The 20,942-nt window shown below is 53.1% G+C and carries 14 protein-coding genes; 8 read left to right on the forward strand and 6 right to left on the reverse strand.

From position 1 onward, the window contains the following. Nucleotides 1-438: 438 nt before the first annotated feature. Complete coding sequence (locus CAUR_RS17120) at nucleotides 439-1,308, reverse strand: DnaJ C-terminal domain-containing protein (RefSeq protein WP_012259101.1); 870 nt, start codon at nucleotides 1,306-1,308, stop codon at nucleotides 439-441. 373 nt (nucleotides 1,309-1,681) lie between these two features. Here CAUR_RS17120 and CAUR_RS17125 point away from each other — a divergent pair, with 373 nt between their 5' ends. Beyond that, a complete protein-coding gene (locus CAUR_RS17125) occupies nucleotides 1,682-3,481 on the forward strand; it encodes a 5'-nucleotidase C-terminal domain-containing protein (RefSeq protein WP_012259102.1) in 1,800 nt (599 codons plus the stop codon). 142 nt (nucleotides 3,482-3,623) lie between these two features. Here the strand turns inward: CAUR_RS17125 and CAUR_RS17130 are convergent, their stop codons facing one another. From CAUR_RS17130 to CAUR_RS17145, 4 genes are all read right to left on the reverse strand, one after another. Next, complete coding sequence (locus CAUR_RS17130) at nucleotides 3,624-4,364, reverse strand: beta-ketoacyl-ACP reductase (protein ID WP_012259103.1); 741 nt, start codon at nucleotides 4,362-4,364, stop codon at nucleotides 3,624-3,626. A 162-nt stretch (nucleotides 4,365-4,526) separates the two neighbouring features. After that, a complete protein-coding gene (locus CAUR_RS17135) occupies nucleotides 4,527-5,633 on the reverse strand; it encodes a PHA/PHB synthase family protein (RefSeq protein WP_012259104.1) in 1,107 nt (368 codons plus the stop codon). 12 nt (nucleotides 5,634-5,645) lie between these two features. Then, nucleotides 5,646-6,125: a hypothetical protein gene (locus CAUR_RS17140; protein WP_012259105.1), complete on the reverse strand. Its 480-nt coding sequence runs from the start codon at nucleotides 6,123-6,125 to the stop codon at nucleotides 5,646-5,648. A gap of 331 nt (nucleotides 6,126-6,456) precedes the next feature. Continuing rightward, a complete protein-coding gene (locus CAUR_RS17145; protein ID WP_012259106.1) occupies nucleotides 6,457-7,431 on the reverse strand; it encodes a CPBP family intramembrane glutamic endopeptidase in 975 nt (324 codons plus the stop codon). Nucleotides 7,432-8,614: 1,183 nt separating this feature from the next. Here CAUR_RS17145 and CAUR_RS17150 point away from each other — a divergent pair. The 5 genes from CAUR_RS17150 to CAUR_RS17170 all read left to right on the forward strand — a co-directional run bounded on the left by CAUR_RS17150 (nucleotide 8,615) and on the right by CAUR_RS17170 (nucleotide 16,678). Continuing rightward, nucleotides 8,615-8,914 (forward strand): autorepressor SdpR family transcription factor, encoded by a 300-nt coding sequence (locus CAUR_RS17150; protein WP_015909394.1) that lies wholly within the window; start codon nucleotides 8,615-8,617, stop codon nucleotides 8,912-8,914. Then, complete coding sequence (locus tag CAUR_RS17155; RefSeq protein ID WP_012259108.1) at nucleotides 8,907-9,548, forward strand: SdpI family protein; 642 nt, start codon at nucleotides 8,907-8,909, stop codon at nucleotides 9,546-9,548. Before CAUR_RS17150 ends, CAUR_RS17155 begins: the two co-directional genes overlap by 8 nt. A gap of 32 nt (nucleotides 9,549-9,580) precedes the next feature. Then, nucleotides 9,581-10,522 carry a CPBP family intramembrane glutamic endopeptidase gene (locus tag CAUR_RS17160; protein WP_012259109.1) on the forward strand — a complete coding sequence of 314 codons (942 nt, stop codon included), beginning with the start codon at nucleotides 9,581-9,583 and terminating at the stop codon, nucleotides 10,520-10,522. Between the two features lie 375 nt (nucleotides 10,523-10,897). Further along, complete coding sequence (locus tag CAUR_RS17165) at nucleotides 10,898-11,311, forward strand: protealysin inhibitor emfourin (RefSeq protein ID WP_242604958.1); 414 nt, start codon at nucleotides 10,898-10,900, stop codon at nucleotides 11,309-11,311. 42 nt (nucleotides 11,312-11,353) lie between these two features. Further along, complete coding sequence (locus tag CAUR_RS17170) at nucleotides 11,354-16,678, forward strand: M4 family metallopeptidase (protein WP_012259111.1); 5,325 nt, start codon at nucleotides 11,354-11,356, stop codon at nucleotides 16,676-16,678. A 115-nt stretch (nucleotides 16,679-16,793) separates the two neighbouring features. On the opposite strand, the gene CAUR_RS17175 is transcribed toward CAUR_RS17170, so the two are convergent. Continuing rightward, nucleotides 16,794-17,819, reverse strand: a complete 1,026-nt coding sequence (locus CAUR_RS17175) for a mechanosensitive ion channel family protein (RefSeq protein WP_012259112.1) — start codon at nucleotides 17,817-17,819, stop codon at nucleotides 16,794-16,796. Between the two features lie 39 nt (nucleotides 17,820-17,858). Between CAUR_RS17175 and CAUR_RS17180 the strand changes: the two genes are divergently transcribed. Then, nucleotides 17,859-19,100, forward strand: coding sequence for a DUF445 domain-containing protein (locus tag CAUR_RS17180; RefSeq protein ID WP_012259113.1), 1,242 nt, complete (start codon nucleotides 17,859-17,861; stop codon nucleotides 19,098-19,100). Between the two features lie 33 nt (nucleotides 19,101-19,133). Continuing rightward, complete coding sequence (locus tag CAUR_RS17185; RefSeq protein ID WP_242604959.1) at nucleotides 19,134-20,405, forward strand: cystathionine gamma-synthase family protein; 1,272 nt, start codon at nucleotides 19,134-19,136, stop codon at nucleotides 20,403-20,405. Nucleotides 20,406-20,942: the final 537 nt, after the last annotated feature.

The raw sequence follows: 20,942 nt of genomic DNA on the forward strand, positions 1-20,942 counted from the left end.
GATACTATACAGCATATTGGGCAAGTATGTCAAGCGATTTTGTGCGAAAGTACCAAATGGCAACCGTGTCTATGTTGATCATGAAGAGATAACGATTATCACTGAATGGCAGAGGTTTTGGTTTGCAGCATTTTATCAATCTGTGCCAGACAGCGTGATAGAGACGGTGTCACCCGCAGCAACCGCACCATACCCGATCACGAGCACAACGATACGTTCTTATGACCCAACACGAAGAGAAGCTTTGGTAAGCGTTCTGTATACAGGTTAGAGCCTGAATGTGATATGCAGGACTCTGTCCAGGAATAGATGGCACCGTGAAGCACGTGCTACGATAGACAAATTTCTCCACCCTCTTCCCCTCTCTCCTATCTCCTATCTTCTATCTTCTATCTTCTATCTCCTATCTCCTATCTCCTATCTCCTATCTCCTATCTCCTATCTCCTATCTCCTTCCGTCAGTTGCTGCAATTCCTCCACCAGCTTGCGTGCCTGCGGCGAAAGGTTGGTCGGCAAAACGGCGCTGACGGTAACGTAGAGATCGCCATGCTGATGACTATGCATCAGCGGCATCCCCTGACCGGCAATACGAAATACCCGTCCGTTCTGGGTTTGCGGTGGAATATTCAGGGTCAGAGTTTTACCTGACAGCAGTGGAATCTGGGTTTGTCCTCCCAGTAGCAGGGTATACATACTCACCGGGATAGTCGTGTGCAGATCATTGCCCTTACGTTCAAACCGCTCGTGCGGTTTGACGGTCACGACCAGGTAGAGATCGCCACGCCGACCACCATTGAGACCAGGCGCGCCTTCCCCCGGCACGCGCACCCGTTTGCCGGTATCGATGCCGGCAGGAATCTTTACGGTAATTGTGCGTGGTGTGCCGTTAGGGTTTGAAAACTGAACTGTGCGTTGGGTACCGTTATACGCTTCCTCAAGCGTCAGCTCAACCGGTTGTTCAACATCTTGCCCATCGAGACGTACATTGAACCCACCGCCGGTTGTGCGGCGCTGCCCAAAGAGTGTCTCAAATAAATCAGCAAAATCCTGACTACCGTAATCAAAACCGCCAAACCCGGTTTGTTCGTAACGGCGAAAATCACTGCCAAAGCGGTCATATTTCGCACGTTGCTCTTTGTCGGATAGCACCTGATAGGCTTCGTTAATCTCTTTGAAGCGTGCTTCAGCTTTCGGATCACCTGGATTAACGTCAGGGTGGTACTTTCGAGCCAGCCGTCGGTATGCCTGCTTTATCTCTTCGTCGCTGGCGGTACGGCTTACCCCCAATACCTGATAATAATCCTTCATAGATGTGCCTCGCACCGTGAATGGAAGCGCAGCATACCGGTCTTGTGCTGCTGAGGGCTTATGTTTGATTGTAGAGAGGCTTGTCGGCAACGTCAAGATCGCCTGTGTTAGATATATGTATATTCTGAGTGATGACCGCAAATCGCTACTCTGTGTTAAAAATAGATTAAGCGCATCAGAAAGAGAAAAATTGCCCCTCTACTACTTGCCAAAATTGCGTATCTACGGTACTATGCGTATGCCCATTTCGGTTGAACGTCGGTTTGCACCTTGCGGTTTGCGTGTCTTGGGAAGATCGGCCTGGCTACCGGCTATCACCCGGTGCCCAGGGTCGGTTCTGGTTGTTCGTGACTTGAAACGGAGAGCATGTCCTATGGAAAAGATCTCGCGTCGGCGGTTTCTCAAGGGGACGGTCGCTCTGGGAGCTGGTGCATTGCTGTCGATCTACAGCGACGGCAGCTTTCGGTTGGCGTTAGCGCAGGAGAATCCGGTCTTTCGTATGCGGGTGTTGCATACCAATGACCATCACGCCCGCATTGAACCGGTATTCAGTGGGAATAACCCGGTTCACGGTGGTGTTTCGCGACGCAAAGCACTGATTGACAAGATTCGACGGGAAACGGCATTACCAACCTTGCTGGTTGATGCCGGTGACGTTTTTCAGGGAACACTGTACTTCAATCAGTATAACGGGATGGCCGATCTCGAATTCTACAATGCGATGGGATACGAGGCGATGGCCATCGGCAACCACGAGTTTGATAAAGGGCCGCAGGCACTGGTAGATTTCATCACCCGGGCCAAATTTCCGGTATTGAGCGCCAATATCAGCGTTGCCGCCGGTAATCCGCTGGCCGGTCTGATCAAGCCACGTACCATTATCGAAAAAGATGGCAGGAAGATTGGTATCTTCAGTCTGACTCCGGAAGATACTGGGGTGCTCTCGAATGCCGGGCCGGGTATTAGTTTTACTTCGGCGATTGAAGCCGCCCGGCAACAGGTGGCTGCCTTGAAAGCCGAAGGGGTGTTTACCATTATTGCCCTGACCCACGTTGGAATTAACGTTGATCGCCAGATTGCTCGTGAAGTCGGGGGGATGAGCCTGATTATCGGCGGTCACTCCCATACCCCAATGGCGCCAATGAACAACGTCAAGACGCCGCCGTACCCCGAACTGATTGCCGGTCCCGATGGGAAGCCGGTGGTTGTGGTGACCGATTGGGAGTGGGGGCGCTGGTTGGGTGATATTACGGTTGCCTTCAACGCTTCCGGTACCGTGATCGATCTACAGGGTAACCCGACCGAAATCGTACCATCACTCACCGCCGATCAAGGCTTCGAGAACCGGATCGCCGTCTTCCGTGGCCCAATCGATCAGTTGCGGGCACGTGTGGTTGGTTCTACCGCGGTTGAGCTTGATGGTAGTCGGACAAATGTTCGCTCTCGTGAAACCAACCTGGGGAATTTGATCGCCGATGCGATGCTGGCTAAAGTGCGCAATTCGGGGGCAACGATTGCGATTATGAATGGTGGTGGTATTCGCACCTCGATCCCGGCTGGACCGATTACGGTTGGTCAAATCCTGGAAGTGTTGCCATTCGGTAACACCCTGGCGCTGGTCACCCTGACCGGTGCGCAGGTGATAGAGGCGTTGAATAATGGTGTGAGCCAGGTGGAGAGTGGTGCCGGTCGCTTCCCGCAGGTTGCCGGAATTCGCTTCACCTACGATCCTTCTCTCCCGGCAAGTGGCCGGGTTACCAGCGTGACGGTCGGTGGTTCACCGATTGATCCAGGTGCCGACTATATCGTGGTAACTAATAACTTCCTGCTGGCGGGTGGTGATGGCTACAGCGTCTTTACCCGTGGGCGCAACCAGGTAGACACCGGCTTTATCCTGGCCGATGTGGTAGAGGAGTATGTTGCGGCGAACTCACCGCTTAATCCGACAGTCGATGGCCGGATTGCAGTTGGCGCTGCGCCGGCAACAACTCCGGCTCAGCCGACCGCACCGACTCCGGCGACGTTACCCAATACTGGTGGCGCGCTGACTCCGCTGGCGTGGCTGGCCGGATTGGGTGCAGCCGCACTGGCCGGTGGTGCTGCCTTGCAACGCTCCGCCGCTGAAAGCCCCGAAAAGGAAGAGGTTGACACAGACGTGGAGGCGGTTCGCTAAACCGGTTCGGTTCGTAACTACGGCAAAGGGGCGCGACTCGCGCCCCTTTGCTCTTCCACTCGTGGTGCCGGCAGGAAGCCGCGACCGGCAATGTGGTACTGACTGGAAGCCAGTACCACTCCTGTTCGACTCGTGACCACGCTTAAAGAGTCAGACCTCCATCAACCGGTAACACCTCACCGGTGATAAAGCTCGCCTCATCAGATGCAAGGAAAAGATAGGCGTAGGCCATATCCTCGGCAGTACCTAACCGGCGTAGCGGTGTACGGCCTTTGAACTCCTCAAGCACCTTTTCCGGCACGTGAGCAATCATCTCAGTTTGGGTGAAGCCAGGGGCAACGGCATTGACGCGGATGCCACTTGGCCCAAATTCGCGGGCCCAGGTCTTGGTCATTCCAATCACGCCAGCTTTGGTAGCGACATAATTGGTCTGACCGAAATTACCTTCAAACGCCACGATAGAAGCTGCATTAATAATAGAGCCGCCGCCCTGCTCGATCATGATTGGAGCCACATATTTGGTGCAGAGCCAGACGCCTTTCAGATTGACATTGATCACGGCATCAAATTGCTCTTCAGTCATCTTGATCATCCGGGCATCGCGTGTAATGCCGGCATTGTTCACCAATACGTCAATTCTACCCGCCCATTCAACAACTGCTTTTACCGCAGCTTCCACCGAGGCGGCCTGGCCTACGTTCATGAAAAACGCTTTGGCTTCACCGCCAGCATCCACAATCGCCTGAGCTGTTGCCTGGGCTGCTTCCTCATTAATATCGGCAACGGCAACTTTGGCGCCGTGCTGACCAAACAACAGGGCGGTTGCCCGTCCAATCCCCTGACCAGCACCGGTAATCAGGGCTACTTTGCCACTGAGACGCATTGTTTTCTCCTTTTCAGTTCACAAACACGCCGAAAACGGCACAAAAGACCAGACCGGTGAAGAGACCGGCTATCATGAAAACTTGACAGCACAAAACGGTGCATCGTCAGCATTACTGATGACGATGTCAACCGCTGTGCGTATCAACGAAATAAGGGGATGTCAGGTGCTACGCTCGCTCAACCAGGCTTCCATCAGGGGCCAGGCACGTTTGCTGGCGCCACTGCCGACCATAATACCGATATGGCCACCTTTCAATTCGATCAATTTCTTATCTTTACTTCCGACCCGATCCATGATTGAGCGTGATTGACAGTTGGGCACAATGTGATCTTTATCGGCAATCACATTCAAGAGATTAGCCCTGATATTCGCTACATCAACCACACGCCCTTCCATCATAAGCCTGTTCTCCATCAAGCGGTTTTCGCGGAAAAATTCCACGACCCACTGACGGAAAGCAGCACCCGGAAAGTCGACGTTATCGGTCACCCACGTGTTCATCGCCAGCCATGCCTCGACGACTGCCGGGTTGTCGAGGTTGTCCCATAGCTTGAGGTAGGTGCCGATATAGTTCTCAACCGGCTTCAGCATCTTGTTGCCGTATTCGATCACGGCTGCCGGGACATTTCCAAACTGGCGAACCAGTTCATCAACGTTGTAATACTCGGTATTGAGCCAGCGACTGAAGGTACTTCCCTCTTTGTCGCTGAAATCGAGCGGTGCGGTAAGCAGGATCAAATTGCGCAGGCCATCATCGGGGCGCATCGCCGCGTAAATTGTGACAATCGTGGCTCCGATACACCAGCCGAGCATCGAGAACTCACGCTTACCGCTATGCCGCTGCATCGCCCGAATGGCCCGTGGCAGGAACTTCAGCGAATAATCTTCAAAATCGTAATGGGCATCTTCCAAGCCTGGACGGCCCCAATCGAGCAGATAGACTTCATAGCCGTGCTGGAGCAGGTATTCTACGAAGCTATTGCCGGGGCGCAGATCGAAGATATACGGTCGATTGATCAAGGCGAAGACGAGCAAGATCGGTACCGGCTTGCGCTGCTCCGGTGGTACTTGCGGGTAGTAATGGTAAAGACGCATCTTGTTCAACGCCCAGATCTGCTCTTTGGGCGTCTGACCGACAGCAACTCGGATACGATTGGTAGCGATGCGAGCAGCCATGTCACTGCTCTTCGTTGTGCGCTCGATCTCTTTCAGCAACTGCTCGGTCATCCGCTCAAGATCGATTGGCGCGGCATCAGAACTGGTCATGATCAAACACTCCTACTCTTTGTCTTCAGTCGTTGCCTTGCGGATACGACCGGAGGGACGGACGGCGGCAAGAGCGGTCAGTTGTTCCTCAATACCCCGCAGGCGTTCATCAATCACGCCAACGTCAACCGCGGTGGGTGTTTGCGCAACTGCCAGCTTGCGCACCAGGTCAGTCAATTCATCGAGTTGAGCCTGCATATCATCGAGACGAAATTCGATGTTTGTTAATCGTTCGGCCAGGGTCACTACCTCATTACGAGAGGGAAGCTGAGCCTGAGCCAGATAGCGCTCCATGTATTGTTGGACGGCCTGCTGTACCGGCCCTGAGACGGCCAGGAGCGCATCGAGTTGGGCGCCAATCGCCTGAGAGAACGTTTCGGTATTGACCATCGCGGTCAGGCTTTTTGCCCATGCTTCCAGGCTGGCGTCGCGCCAGGCGCGCCAGGTCCCGATTGGATCATTCGGGTCAAAGCCATTTGGAGGCTGAGTCATTGCCAATCTCCTTGTAATGACACGCCACAAAGGCGCGTTGAGATGCGCGGTTCTGCTTGTAGGGTAGTGATTGTAGTTACAGGATGGTTACATGCAGTATACACTGCTCAGGGCAGGGTGTGGTAAAGCTCTATACACTCAGAGTTGAGGAGCTATAGAGTATGAGGGGTAGTATCCACAAGAGTTCGCAACGTGAAGTGTACCTGTTGCAATATCGCAGGATGGGGAAGACCCGTAAGGTTTCCCCATCCCCTGCAGGAACTATTGAGAATGGCGTCAGGTGTCGTTGATGAAGCGCAGTTGACACTGTGGAATCATCAACCCTAGCCGACTACAACGCACGATCCGCTGTAACCGGTTGGGTGGCGACACGCTGGCCGGTTGCCGGCCACCACCAGATAATCGCGATGCTTAACAGCAGGACAATCGTTGTCACCAATCCGCCTTCCGGCCCGAATGCACCGCCGGTGAACCAGTCAGGACCGGTCTCAACCAGATTGAAGATCATGCCACCGCTAACCATCTGGCCGCTCACTTGCAGTCCGAAGAGGTTTCCCTGCGCCCAGTTCCAGATCGAATGGAAGGCACAGATACCCCACAGTGACTCTTCACGCAGAGCGTAGAGTGCGCCAAACAGACCGTACAGAGCCAGATTGATCATTGCCAGCACACTCATGTTGGGGTTGAGAGCGTGCATAAAGGCAAAGAAGAGCGATGAGATGAGTAATCCGACCCATACCCGGTAGCGTGCCGAGAGGGTCGGTAACATCCAGCCCCGGGTGACAATTTCTTCGGCTGCGCCCTGAATCAGCCAGCCCGGGAAGAAGACAAGCACGACTCCACCGAGCGCCGCCAGCCCAACCTGTGCAGGATCACTATCCTCGATAGCAATGTAACCCAAGAGTGCCATTAGCCCTACAGTTGCTGTGAATGCAGCCAACCCGATGAGCAGGCCGCGACCGTAGAGGAAGAGGATGCTTCCCCGCTCGAAGCCAAGAGTGGTGAAAGAACGTCGCTCGTAAAAGCGTATCCACAACCAGGTGAACAGAATCATTGCCCCGAAGGCCACCATTAACTGAAGGGACAACCCAAGCCCTGATAGCAGCGGCGGTTGGGTAAGCGCACTCTCTTCAGTTATCGGTATGATACCGGCGAGGAAAAGCATGAAGACAATCGGCAAGGCAAAAAGCTGCGAACCAAAAGCGATGAATAAACCAACCAGTATCACTGCCCACCAGGGTGGTAGACGTTGACCACTGCGCGCCAGATCGTACAGACGGTTGTGCGTAAGCCACTGAGGGATCATATCTGCTCCTTATTATCAATAATAATATCGTTATCATTTATTCTAACAATAACCATACATCGTCGTCAAGAGGGATCGAGTCGGGTAAAAGATGATCTGTAACCCTGGCTCTGCTACCCCTGGTGTTGGTTGTGCAAGCGACCTGTGCGTCCGGGTGACATCACTATCGTTCAGGTGTGATCCTCGTGCTACGGTGTTAACAGGTATGCCATTGGCGAGTCGCCGGTGGATTGGTGTGGGTGTAGGGGCGACGCATGCGTCGCCCCTACTGGCGCTGGTGCCGGGAAGCCATGCATTACCCATAACTGGCGTCAACCACGTGCGTATCAGCGAGTATGAACGCCACGGGTGCTGTTGTGGGCAACTGGCCCGGTGGCAACGCGCAGCTCCAGCCGTGCTATCACGTACTGGAAAGGTTGCCTTACGCGCCCATCATGTGCGTGTCGCAGGGTTTGGAGTGCGGCAGCCATGCTGCCGCGCCAGCCGTACACACGATCCGGCGCGTGTCACAACGTTCCTCATCCTGGTCACGGAGAAACTGGATGTGATCGTTTCGATCAGCGAGTCGGTCCGGCATGAATGCGATACCTGTGTGTAAACGTTTGGTTATACCAGGTTCGTGCCTGCGCACCATTGGCTACAGCCAGCACCTGACGGCGGTTGAGAGGATGCCTCCACGCAGGCTGGAAGTCTGCGCCATGGAGAGCTGCCACGGGGAGCGCTTGCAGCCCGGCCTAACGCAGCGTGACGTGTGAGTAATGCATAGGGTAAAGGGAGGGGCTTTATTGCTGGCGGCAAGCGAATCGGCGGCCTGTACACTGGAGAGTCGCTGGTGGATTGTCATCGGCAACGCATGCGACGCTCCTCCTGGCGCTAGCATCCAGCGTCGGCATCGTAGGGGCGACGCATGCGTCGCCTCTACTGGCTCCGGTGCAGGGAAAGGAGGGGCTTTATTGCTGGTGGTACAGCGAGCAGGCAGCCGGTACAATTGGACAACCGGGTGCATAGCGACAGGCAGCATTAGTACAGGTAAGTCGCCACAAAGTAGTGAAGCTTTCCGGAATGAACATCTGGCGATAGTGTAACTTGTTGAAAGAGAAGAATGAAATCCATGGGGCTAGACAGTGAGGATAGAGTACGGTATACTCATGTCAGGAATATTTAGAAACTTGGCTAAATGTCTATGGAACAGTCGATAACTCGCACTCTTCAGGCACTCTCGGATCCGACGCGGCGGGCGATCATTCGAATGCTCAACGAGCGCGATATGACCGCTGGCGAAATTGCTGCCCACTTCGCGATCTCGGCACCGAGTGTTTCTCATCATTTGAATGTATTGAAAACAGCCGATCTGGTGACTGCCGAGCGACAGGGGCAGCGGATTGTGTATCGGTTAAATGCTACGGTTTTGCAAGAGATGCTCAGTAGCTTGCTGGATTTATTGCGCATCGGCGTCGAGCGGAAGGAGGACGGACATGCGTAATCTACGGTTGATGCTGGTCGTTGTGGTGCTGATGTGGGGGTTTGGTCTGATCATGCTACCGTCCATTCCCGATCCGGCGCCTATCCACTGGAATGCTGTAGGTGAGGTAGATGGCTATGGCAGTCCGTGGATTGTAGCTTTGTTGCCACCAATCATGGCAACAATCATGGCTCTCCTGGCATTGGTGTTGCCACGCATCGACCCACGTGGTCAGGGGTATACGGGATTTTTCCGTACCTATGCGCTGATTATGAACAGTCTGGTGCTGTTTTTTGCCGGGTTACAGGTCATTACGATTGGCGTGGCTGTGGGATGGCCGGTCAGCGTTCCGCGTCTACTAAGTGTGGGAATGTCACTCTTGATCATCGTGTTGGGTAACGAGTTAGGACGGGTAACTCCCAACTATTTTGTCGGTATTCGTACACCGTGGACACTCGCCGATCCCGACGTCTGGCGCAAGACACATCGGGTTGGGGCCAGGTTGTTTGTCGCTGGTGGTGGCCTGGCTGCTCTGTCCAGTCTGGTGGTGCCTGAAGCGTGGCTCTTCGTGGCAACCTTGTTATTCGTGATCGTACCGGTGCTGGCAACGATTCCGTATTCGTATGTGGTCTGGCGGCAATTACGGAGTGGTTAAGTATTTGCCGCGAAGAAGAGAAGGAAACGTGAATGGCTGCTCTCAATTGGCGAGGTATAGGCTGGTTTACTGGATTAGCAATGGGCTTCGCGTGGCTCTGCTGCTTACCACTCTGGCTCAGTGGTCAGGGTCTAAATCATCCGTTAGCGTTTGCACTCATCTTACTAATGATGTTTACGCCATCGCTGGCGACGCTCATTGTAGTACGCTGGATCAGTCCACCACCGGTTGGTATCGTCAAAGCAACCGGTCTGGGGTTGGGAAAGGGACGGCGATGGGGATGGTACTGGTTGTTTGCCTGGACAGTACCGGCGCTGGTGATGGTCATTTCGCCATTTTTCAGTGCGTTGCTTGGGGTCTACGACCTCGATCTGTCGCTGTCAGGCTTTCGTGAGTTGTTGAACACAGCGGGCGCAGGTGATGCGCTGGCTAACGTATCACTATGGCCGATTGTGATCACGCAGTTGCTGGTTGCGCTGGCAATTGGCCCGCTGTTAAACGCGATTCCGGTGTTTGGTGAAGAGTGGGGCTGGCGCGGGTATTTGCTACCCCAACTGCTGCCACTTGGTCAATGGCCGGCGCTGATCATCAGTGGCGTCATCTGGGGCTTGTGGCATGCCCCGATTATCCTCCTGGGTTACAACTATCCCACCAATCCGGTGTTGGGTGTAGTGATGATGACGGTCTTCTGTGTGCTGGTGGGTACGCTGCTCGGCTGGACACGACTCGCAACTGGAAGTGTCTGGCCAGCCGTTATCGGTCACGCCGGCTTGAATGCCTTTGGCGGAGTGGTTGCCCTTTTTGCCCGTGCCGGCTCATCAGTCGACACCATTTGGGCGACGGCCCTGGGCATAACCGGCTGGCCGTTGTGGTTGATGGTCATCGCCATCCTTGTTCTTGCTCGCCGGTTGCCGGTGAGTGATGCGCCTGATAATCCAGGGAGGATGGACATGGTGTCAACAACTGTTAGATAGTATATTTCTCGCTTTAATTAATTATGGCCACAGAGCAACTCTGTGGTCTTTTTTTTGTGAATTTTTGTATTTTAAACTAATTTTTGATAAGTAAATAGATATTGACATTTGTTTTTTGGGTGATAAAATAAAGAAGAGTTGTTTTTCATTGCCTTATTGGTTAATTGTTCAATGCCTCTTTTTAATCATTTAATTCTTTTTAGAAATTTTTAACAAACTACTGTACGTGTCAAACCTTGTTGTTGTCCGAGTAGATGGTGTGTTATCGACATCAGAAGATTTCAGGTGTGAAACGAAAGGTGATATTGTATGGTGGAACATTGCTACCCTCAGAGAAAGCGAAGCAGGCATGCCTCTTCCTTCTGGAGATACGTTTTGGCTGTCTGCTTCTTACTCTTCCTGTTGAGTATTGCTGGATGCGCATTTGCCTCTGTTCAGCCCCGTAAAGCGAAGGCCTTGATCTTTACGCGCAGTGGTGGTTTTGCCGGCGTCTCCGATGAGCTAACTATTGATCTGGAGACAGGCACTGCGCATTTACAGAACGGAAAGGAAATACGAACCACAACACTATCACAAGAACAACGTACACGCCTGCAAGCACTAATTGCAGGTCTTGATCTGAGTAGTCTCCCGGCAACGCCGTCGCAAGAGCAATGTTGTGATTTGTTGATGTATCGGATTCAGATTGACACCGTCGTTATTCAAACCACTGATGGAGAGATACCGCCTGCGTTGCAGCCATTAATTGCAGAACTGAATGTGATAGTGTCAGGAATGCTCTCTCAATAGCCCGGTTCATAAATGTTGGGTGTAACGAAAGGGAGGGGTTATATGCGTACACGTCGCGTCTTTTCCTGGCTCACACTTATCATCGTGTTCTGTTGGCAACTAGGACTGGTCGCTTCATTCTCGCCAGCTCCTGTCGTATTGGCGGCCCCTCCGAGCGAGCGACCACAGCGAGTCTTTGTAGATGAGTTTGTTGCTCCCCATCCAACCCTTGCAGTAGCATTGCCGGGTGCTGCCGGCAATGATCCGAAGACGGTTGCGCTCGACTTTTTACAAGGGCCAGGTGTAAGTTTGGTGAATACTGTGAGTGATCTCACCTGGATGCCTGTACGAAGCGAGGCAGTTGATGAGGGTGTGACGGTAGTCCGGCTAGGTCAGTACAAAGATCAAATTCGGATTTGGGGTGCCGATCTGGCGCTTCAGGTGGCTGGTGATACGGTACGTAGTGTCAGTGGTGCATTTATTCCACAAGTGTCGGCAGATACAAAGCCAGTGATTTCTCTGGATGAAGCGATCAAGCTGGCAACTGTGGCCTTGCAGAACGACCCACCGCGGCACGATGACGCGGAACTTGCTTTCCTGACCACGGCTTTTGCCAAGGCTCGTCTTGACGAGCATGAACTGGTCTTTTTCAATCCTGAGCTGTTTGGATTGGAAGAGAGTGATACAGCCCTTGCCTATCGGTTAGTGTTAACAGCGCCAGATGACAGTGTCAGCGCAACCGTTGTCGTTGATGCGATATCCGGTAAAGTTCGTCTCAGTTTTTCGAACTATCACAGCGGGTTGAATCGAGTAATTCGGGATGCTGGTGGGGTAAGTACGACATCTGGAAGTGTATGTTATACCGAAAGTGGCCCTTCCGGTACGCCACATCCTGATTGTGTAGCAGCTTTTACGAATACCGGTCTAACATACAACTATTTCTGGAGCACCTTTGCTCGTGATAGCTATAATGGGTCTGGTGCTACTATGATTGCAGTCGTGCGGTATGGCACGGCTGCAAATGCTTTCTGGAATGGGTCGCTAACAGCGTATGGACCAGGCTTTGCTACTCGCGATGTTGTAGCCCACGAATGGACGCATGCGGTAACGCAGTATACTGCCGGTCTCATTTATAACGGTCAATCGGGTGCTCTAAACGAGTCGTTCTCTGATGTGTTTGGGGCGATGGTTGATAGCGACGACTGGCTGATGGGTGAAGACACACCAATTGGTGTGATCCGTAGTCTAGCTAATCCCCCTGCGTACAATCAACCTGATCGAGTGAGTAATTATGTGTGTACCACCAGTGATAATGGCGGAGTACACATTAATAGTGGTATCCCCAATAAAGCGGCATACCTGATGGCCGAGGGTGGAACGTTCAACGGACGCACGATCACCGCGATTGGTCGTCTTGCTACTGCGCGCATTTTTTACCGTGCGCTTACTGGTTACTTAACCTCGGCATCCACATTCACAGACTTGTATAACGCTTTGCTGGCAGCGGCATCTTCGCTGTATGGCTCATCGTCATCGCAGTATCAGGCAACGCTTAATGCTGCTCAGGCAGTAGGGCTCAATACACCGGTTCCTTGTGGTGGTTCGGCTACACCTGATAGTTATGAACCCGATAACAGTCCAGCTACAGCAAGCTCGATCACAGTTAACAGTGCGGCACAAAACCACAACTTCCATATAGCCGGTGATCAGGACTGGGTCACATTCAATGCAACGAGTGGAACCGTTTATACAATTCGGACCAGCGGTTTGCAGAGCAGTGCTGATACCGTTCTGGCATTGTTTGCGAATAATGGGTCTCTCCTGTTGACCCAAAATGACGATTACGGCGGTAGCCTGGCATCACAGATTGTCTGGACGGCAACAGCCAATGCACCTCTGCACGTGCGGGTTACCAATTTTGGTGGCCGGGGTGGTGCGAATACTGGCTACAGCCTGACCGTGACATCATCTGCTCCAACAACGCCACCCGATGCATACGAACCTGATAACGCGCTTAGCACTGCCAGATCAATTACAGTGGGTGGTGCAGCACAGCGTCACAACTTCCATATCGCCGGTGATCAAGATTGGGTGCGGTTTAGTGCAACAGCGGGTACTACGTATCGTATCGAGACACTTAATCTCGGTGCAACCGCTGACACTGTGCTTGAACTGTACAATGGGAGTGCTGTACGCCTGACCTACAATGATGATTACGGTGGTACTCTGGCATCACGAATCGATTGGTATGCGCCAACCAGTGGTACCTTCTTCGTAAGAGTACGACATTACAGCTCTGCTGCGTATGGTACAACGACCAGTTACGATATACGAGTTCTAGGTATACCGGTAACTGGTGACAGCTATGAACCTGACAACAGCCAGAGTACGGCCCGGCCAATTGCGGTCAATGGCGCAACGCAGACCCATACCTTCCACGTTCCAGGCGATCAGGACTGGGTATGCTTTAATGCCGTAGCCGGACAATCGTATGTCATCGAGACGTTGAATCTGGCCTCTGGTAATGATACTGTCCTCGAGTTGTATAACAGTAGCGGAACCCTGCTGGCCTACAATGATGATTACGGCGGTACTCTGGCATCACGTATTGGATACACCTCACCTGTGGCGCAACAGTTGTGTGTGAAGGTGAGGCATTACAGCAGTAGTGCCGGTGGTACGCATTTGCGGTATGATTTACGCGTTGTAACAGTCGATAGCGCCACTCCTGACTCGTATGAGCCGGACAACTCCCCTTCAGAAGCTCGTACAATTACACCAGGGACACTCGATGCGCCCAATACAACGATTCATAACTTCCACGTCGCGGGTGATCAGGACTGGGTAAGCCTTACTGCGGTTGCCGGTGGTTTCTACCGCTTTGAAACCGATAGCCTTGAGTCACGTGCCGATACCGTCATTTCACTCTTCAACTCATCGCTATCGCTGTTGGCTGAAGACGACGATGGTGGCGAAGGTCTGGCATCACGTCTAACCTGGTATGCGCCAAGTGATGGAACCTACTATCTCCGCGTTCGCCATTACAATAGTAGTATTGGCGGTTCGCAAACTGGATACCGGCTACGTATTGGAGCATATTATACTCCCGCTACTCCTGATGCCTACGAGCCTGATAATACGCTGGCTACTGCCAAACCAATTTCAACCGGTGGGGCAACTCAAGACCACAACTTCCACGCCATTGGTGATCAGGATTGGGTTTACTTCGATGCAGTAAATGGTGTCGAGTACACGATGCTCACCAGTGATCTTGGTACCCGTGCTGACACGGTGCTTGAGTTGTATAGCAGCAGTGGTAGCTTGCTGGCGTTCAATGATGATTATAGTGGGTTAGCGTCACGGATTGTCTGGCAAGCCCCTGCAACCGGTCGCTTTTATCTGAAAGTACGCCAGTATAACGGTAATGTGTATGGTGCCAATACCAATTATCGTCTGAGAATCTCTAGCGCAACGCCTGATGCGTATGAACCAGACAACACACTCAGTGCTGCTCGCCCAATTACCGTTAATGGCGGATCACAGAGCCATAACTTCCATGCTGCCGGCGATCAAGACTGGATTGTTTTTGGGGCCACTGCCGGTTATCTTTATCGCATCGAAACTTTCAATCTGGCTTCCTGCAGTGATACGGTGCTTGAGTTGTATAACAGTAGCGGCACCTTGCTGGCGTTCAACGATGACGGTGGTGGCGGTTGGGCATCGCGAATTGATTGGACGGCGCCTTCCTCAGGGAATTTCTATGTGAAGGTGCGTCACTATAGCTCTGCGGCTTACGGTGCCTGTACTGCATATGAGGTTCGGGTGACTAGTAGTGGGTCCGTGGGTGACAGTTATGAGCCGGATAATACCCTTGCAACTGCTCGCCCGATCACTGTCAATGGAACTGCACAAAGGCATAATTTCCACGTTGCCGGTGATCTAGACTGGGTCTACTTCGATATCAGTTCTGGTTATCGCTACAATATACGTACCTTTAATCTGGGTTCGTGTAGCGACACAGTGCTCGAGTTGTATGATAGCAGTGGTACCACCAGGCTGGCGTATGATGATGATGGTGGCGGTGGTCTGGCATCACGGATTGAATTCATTGCCTTAACCAATACCAGACTTAACCTCAAAGTTCGCCACTATAGCGCTTCGGCGAGTGGTCCATGTACCCAGTATGATCTGGAGGTGACCAGAATCGCAGGAATTACCCCTGATGCCTATGAACCCGATGATACTTCTGCTCAGGCACGTCTCTTCACCGTCAATGGCAGTGGTCAAAACCGGAATTTCCATACACCAACTGATCTAGACTGGGTTGTCTTCGGGGCTACAGCCGGCACAACGTACACCATCTACACCTACAATTTAGGAGCCGAAGCCGATACGGTCCTGGAACTGTACCGAAGCGATGGTACAATGATCGCGTATAACGATGATGGTGGTGGCGGCTGGGCATCACGGATTGTCTGGACAGCATCGGCTACCGGTAGTTACTTCGTTAAGATTCGGCCCTACGGTTCAACCGGTGGACGGCCAACATCAACCTACTCGTTCCGGATTATTACCGGCACTACATTGAGTAACGAAGACGAAGCAGGCCATGCGCTAACACCACTCGTCACAACACAGAATGAGGAGGTAAGTGGTAATCGCCTGCGTGTAGTGGATGTTACCGTTGATACTACTCCGCGTCCCGGCCAGGAATTTACGACGGTTATCCGGGCTGTAGGTTCGGCTGAGAGTGTCAAACTCGTGATCACGCCGAAGAGCAGTCTGGTTGACTTACTTGCCATCGAGCCACTCGCTGCGGATGGGCAGCCGTTGGCAGAGAATGGATGGCTTGCTCAGGAGTTGAGCACTGGCGATCTGGTAATTATGACGGCCTGGAGTGCCGACCAACCAACCGACTTTGTGCGGTTGCGCTGGCGGCTGCGGGCAACTCTTGACGAAAAACTGCTCGTCTTGCCTGTCCAGGTGCTGGCCACTGATGGAAGTGGTGATTTCTGGCAGAGCCAGGTCGCTGTAGCGGTACCAACTGTCGCCGGTGCAGCCAAGATCGATGAGGTTTCACCAACGTTCGTTACCATTTCCTCGACCGCAACGCTGAGTATTCGGGTGAGTGGTCTGAATGGTGAACTGCCAAAAGCATATCTCGTTGATATGAATGGGCAGAACGAGCAGCAATTCGCCGCTATTTCATACGCACCGGGTTCGGACGATACACTCATCGCTTCGTTTGATCCTTCCTTCAAGTCAGGCTTCTACAAGGTGCGGCTTGATTTGGCGGATGGAAGCCAGGTCTTCTCAGAGGTGATAGTGCGTCTCCTATCGCCGGGTGAGCGAGTCTACAACGTGTACGTCCCGACAACACTGCGGTAGGGATCGTTGCGATCCGGGTGTAGGGAACTAAAAACCGAAGGGGACAGTCAGCTTGCTACTGTCCCCTTCGGTTTTGTAGAATGATCGAGCTTTAGGTTATACAAGTGTGGACAGATTAACTGTGTTGCGCTAACCCATCATACAACCGCACAACCTGAGTTGGCGGCGTAATACCCTCATCCCGCAATCGTGCACGCAGCCGTTTGATCAGCTCGTGGCGAAGGAGAAACTGGTCGGTAAAGGTTTGACCGCGCAAGACGACGGTAAAGCGCGTTCCTGATGGATCGACTCCGTTGAAGCGAATGAGTGGCTCGAAGGTCGCTACACCACCAGTAGTGGTGGTCAGAATCTCACGGGCGACCTCAAGGGCCACTCTTTCGGTGTGTTCCAGATCGGCATCAGGTCCGACCGCAAAGTCGACCAGGACTGCTAGTTCCGGTTCAGGTCGGCTAAAATTGGTAACGATCTGGGTGATCATTTGGGCGTTGGGAATGATGATAATGTTGTTCGCCAGTTGCTGGATGTAGGTGTCAGACCAGCGAATATCGGTGACAAATCCCTCTTCGCCAGAGGCAAGCCGAATGTAGTCGCCGGGTCGTACCCGATTAGAGACGATAATCTGTACCCCGGCAAAAAAGTTGGCTAACGGCTCGCGGAGGGCAAGGGTAAGGCCGAGACTCGATCCGGCAATGACAGTCAGCACCGGGCCGAGCGGAACACCGTAGCTGACCAGCAGGGTACCACCAATCGCTAATGCCCCCAGAACACGCAACAGGTTATTGATGAGTGAAATGTTTCCGATCTGACGGTGGCGGAGATAGCTATCGACAAGATTGGTGATTAACCGCACAATAAAGATAGCAAGTGCCAGCGTCGAAGCGATACTGAGGATAGGTTGCCAGGACTCGATCAAGGGCGGAGCGATAACCTGATCGCCGACCAGGTTGATCAAGAGTACGAGCGTCCAGAAGGTAAACTGTCCCCCAAGCGCGATGGCGATGGCTTCGATCACAATCGCGTTGCGAGCATCGGCCCAGCGTTTGATGTATGGACGCACCAGCCAATCGAGAATGAGACTGCCGGCCAGGAGCACTACGGCGAGAATAATGGTTTCGGTACGTTCAATTTCGTTCGTAATCATACAGGTATTATAGCCAACTTTGATAGGAGTACAAACCAGATGATGGACGATGAGCAGCGAATTGCCGATTTACGTCGCATGCAGCGAGTTGCAACCGGTTTACTCGTAGCAGCGGGAATTGTCTTCGTGCTGGCGAGTATCTGGCGTGATGTCGCACCGTGGGTGCCGTTCGTGCGGGCATTTGCCGAGGCAGCAATGGTCGGCGCCTTTGCCGACTGGTTTGCGGTTACTGCACTTTTTCGGCATCCACTTGGGTTGCCGATCCCACATACAGCGATCATTCCCCGTCGTAAAGAACGCATTGCTGTTAGCTTCGGTCGTTTTATTGAACATAATTTTCTTGACCCTGATCAGATTACCAAACGAATTCGCCATCATGATCCGATTACCCGTATAGCGCACTGGCTACGCCAGCCTGAACACTCACAGCAGGTGGCAGACGTAGTGGCCGACGCAATCAGTGGTCTGTTGCGGGTCATTGACGATGATGACGTGAGCCAGGCGCTGGCACGAGGGCTGAATCAACGTCTCGAAAGCATCCCGGCGGCACCGCTGGCCGGTCGTCTGCTTGGGATCTTTCTCACCGGTGGTAGACAGCGCGATGCGCTGATGCAGCTTATCCATTTGCTGGCAGAAGTTATTGCTAAGAATGAAACGGAAATCCGGCGCCGGATTGCCGGTGAGCTACCACCGTGGGTGCCCCGTATTGTCGATCAGCGTATCTACGAACGGTTGCTGGAAGGAGTGCAGCGCTTGTTGCGTGAATTGCGTGATACGCCGGATCATCCGCTCTTCCAGCAGTTTACCAACTTGATTGATCGCTGGATCGTCGATTTACAGTTTGACCCCCAGGTTCAGCAGCAGGGTGAAGCATTGAAGCGTGAGCTGATGGCACACCCGATGGTGCGAGAGCTGGTTCAGGCAAGCTGGCGTGACCTGAAGCTAACCCTTCTTGCCCAGAGTGTATCACCTGCGTCACCGTTGCGCCATTCGATTGCCACTGCACTGACGCGGTTTGCCGATCTTCTCGAACACAATGCGGAATGGCGTGACAAAATAGACACCTGGATCGCGGCGGCGGTGGTGGCCATTGTCCGGCGTTACCGGCACGCGATAGGTGAATTTGTCACGCAGACGGTCAATAACTGGGATACGGAGGTAACAACGCGCAAAATCGAGCTGCAATTCGGGCGTGATCTGCAATTTATTCGCATTAATGGTACCATTGTAGGTGGCCTGGTTGGCCTGATTATTTACAGTGTTTCTCTTCTCTTTTCCTGAGTGAGCGATGCTGCTCGTGACGCGAGGAGGCGCATGATGACGAAGCAGAGTAAACGAACGACCATCGACGGCCATCGTCTGCATCCCGAAAGTCTGATGATGAGTTATGGGTATGTGCCGGCACTCTCTGAAGGTGCGATCAAGTGTCCGATTTTTCAGACCTCAACCTTCGTGTTTCAGACCGCTGAAGAGGGTAAAGCCTTCTTCGAGCTGGCCTACGGTCTACGCCATCCCCGTGAGGGCGAAGAGATTGGCCTGATCTACAGCCGGCTTAACAACCCCGATCTTGAAATTCTGGAAGACCGGCTTACGCTGTGGGATCAGGCTGAGGCCGCAGCAGTGTTTGCCAGCGGGATGGCGGCTATCACCACCACCCTGCTCACCTTCTTACGGCCCGGCGATGTCATTGTGCATAGTGAACCGGTCTATGGCGGTACTGATTACCTGTTGAAGCACGTCTTACCGTCATTGGGGATACGACGATTTGGTTTTATGTCGGGTGTCTCACCCGAACAGGTTGAAGTTCAACTGCGACGAGCCGGCCTGTTCGATGCGGTAGGGATGATCTATCTTGAAACGCCGGCGAATCCAACAAATGCGCTGGTAGACATTGCCGGCTTTGCAGCGCTGGCGAAGCGGATGCCACGACGAGTCTTAACCGCAGTTGATAATACATTTCTCGGCCCGCTCTGGCAACATCCCCTGGCCCATGGTGCCGATCTGGTGCTCTACTCGGCCACCAAGTATATCGGTGGCCACAGTGATGTGATTGCCGGGGTCTGTCTGGGCAGTCGTGAGTTGCTGGCCCAGGTGAAGGGGATGCGCACCATTATGGGAACGATGGCGGGTGCGCATACCGGCTGGCTCCTGCTACGGTCGCTGGAGACGCTCAAGATTCGGATGGAGACGCAGCAAGCCGGCGCACGTCGGGTAGCCGATTTTCTGGCAACCCATCCCAAAGTGGCGCGGGTCTACTATCTCGGCCATCTTGAGAGTAATGACCCCCAATACCACATCTATCGGCGGCAATGTTTGGGACCGGGGGCAATGATCTCGTTTGATCTGCACGGTGGTGAGGCGGAAGCGTTTCGCTTTCTCAACCATCTGCAATTGATCCACCTGGCAGTGAGTCTGGGTGGTACCGAGTCGCTGGCCGAGCACCCGGCTTCGATGACCCACTCGGATGTCGATCCCGAAGAGCGCATCGAGTTTGGGATTGGCCCGGCCATGATCCGGCTGTCGGTAGGAGTGGAGCATCCTGATGATCTGATCGCCGATCTGAATCAGGCGTTGCGGGCGGTATAATTTTCGAGAAGTTAGAAAATAGGAGATAGGAGTTAGAAAATAGGGGATAGGAAAGAGGGAGAGGAGGTCGGGTGTAGGGAAGACATTCTCGAACCTTGGTCTGTTATTGGGGCTGGTTGGGGTAGGTGAAGGTATTGCCTTTGCCTACCCTCGCAGATTGGCCAGGTATAGGCTATGCGGACAGGTGCGATGGGATTTTCAGAAGTTAGAAAATAGGAGATAGGAAAGAGGGAGTGGAGGCCGGGTGTAGGGAAGAAATTTTCTTACCTGGGTCTGTTATGGAGCTGGTTGGGGTAGGTGAGGGTGTGGCCTTTGCCTACCCTCGCAGATTGGCCCGGTACAGGCTATGCAGACAGGTGCGATGGGATTTTCAGAAGTTAGAAAATAGGAGATAGGGGTTAGGAAATAGGAGTAGGAAAGAGGGAGTGGAGGTCGGGTATAGGGAAAACATTCTCTTACCTGGGGCTGTTATCAGGGCTGGTTGGGGTGGTGAAGGTATTGCCTTTGCCTACCCTCGCAGATTGGCCAGGTATAGGC

It is taken from the genome of Chloroflexus aurantiacus J-10-fl, assembly GCF_000018865.1.
Classification (GTDB): domain Bacteria; phylum Chloroflexota; class Chloroflexia; order Chloroflexales; family Chloroflexaceae; genus Chloroflexus; species Chloroflexus aurantiacus.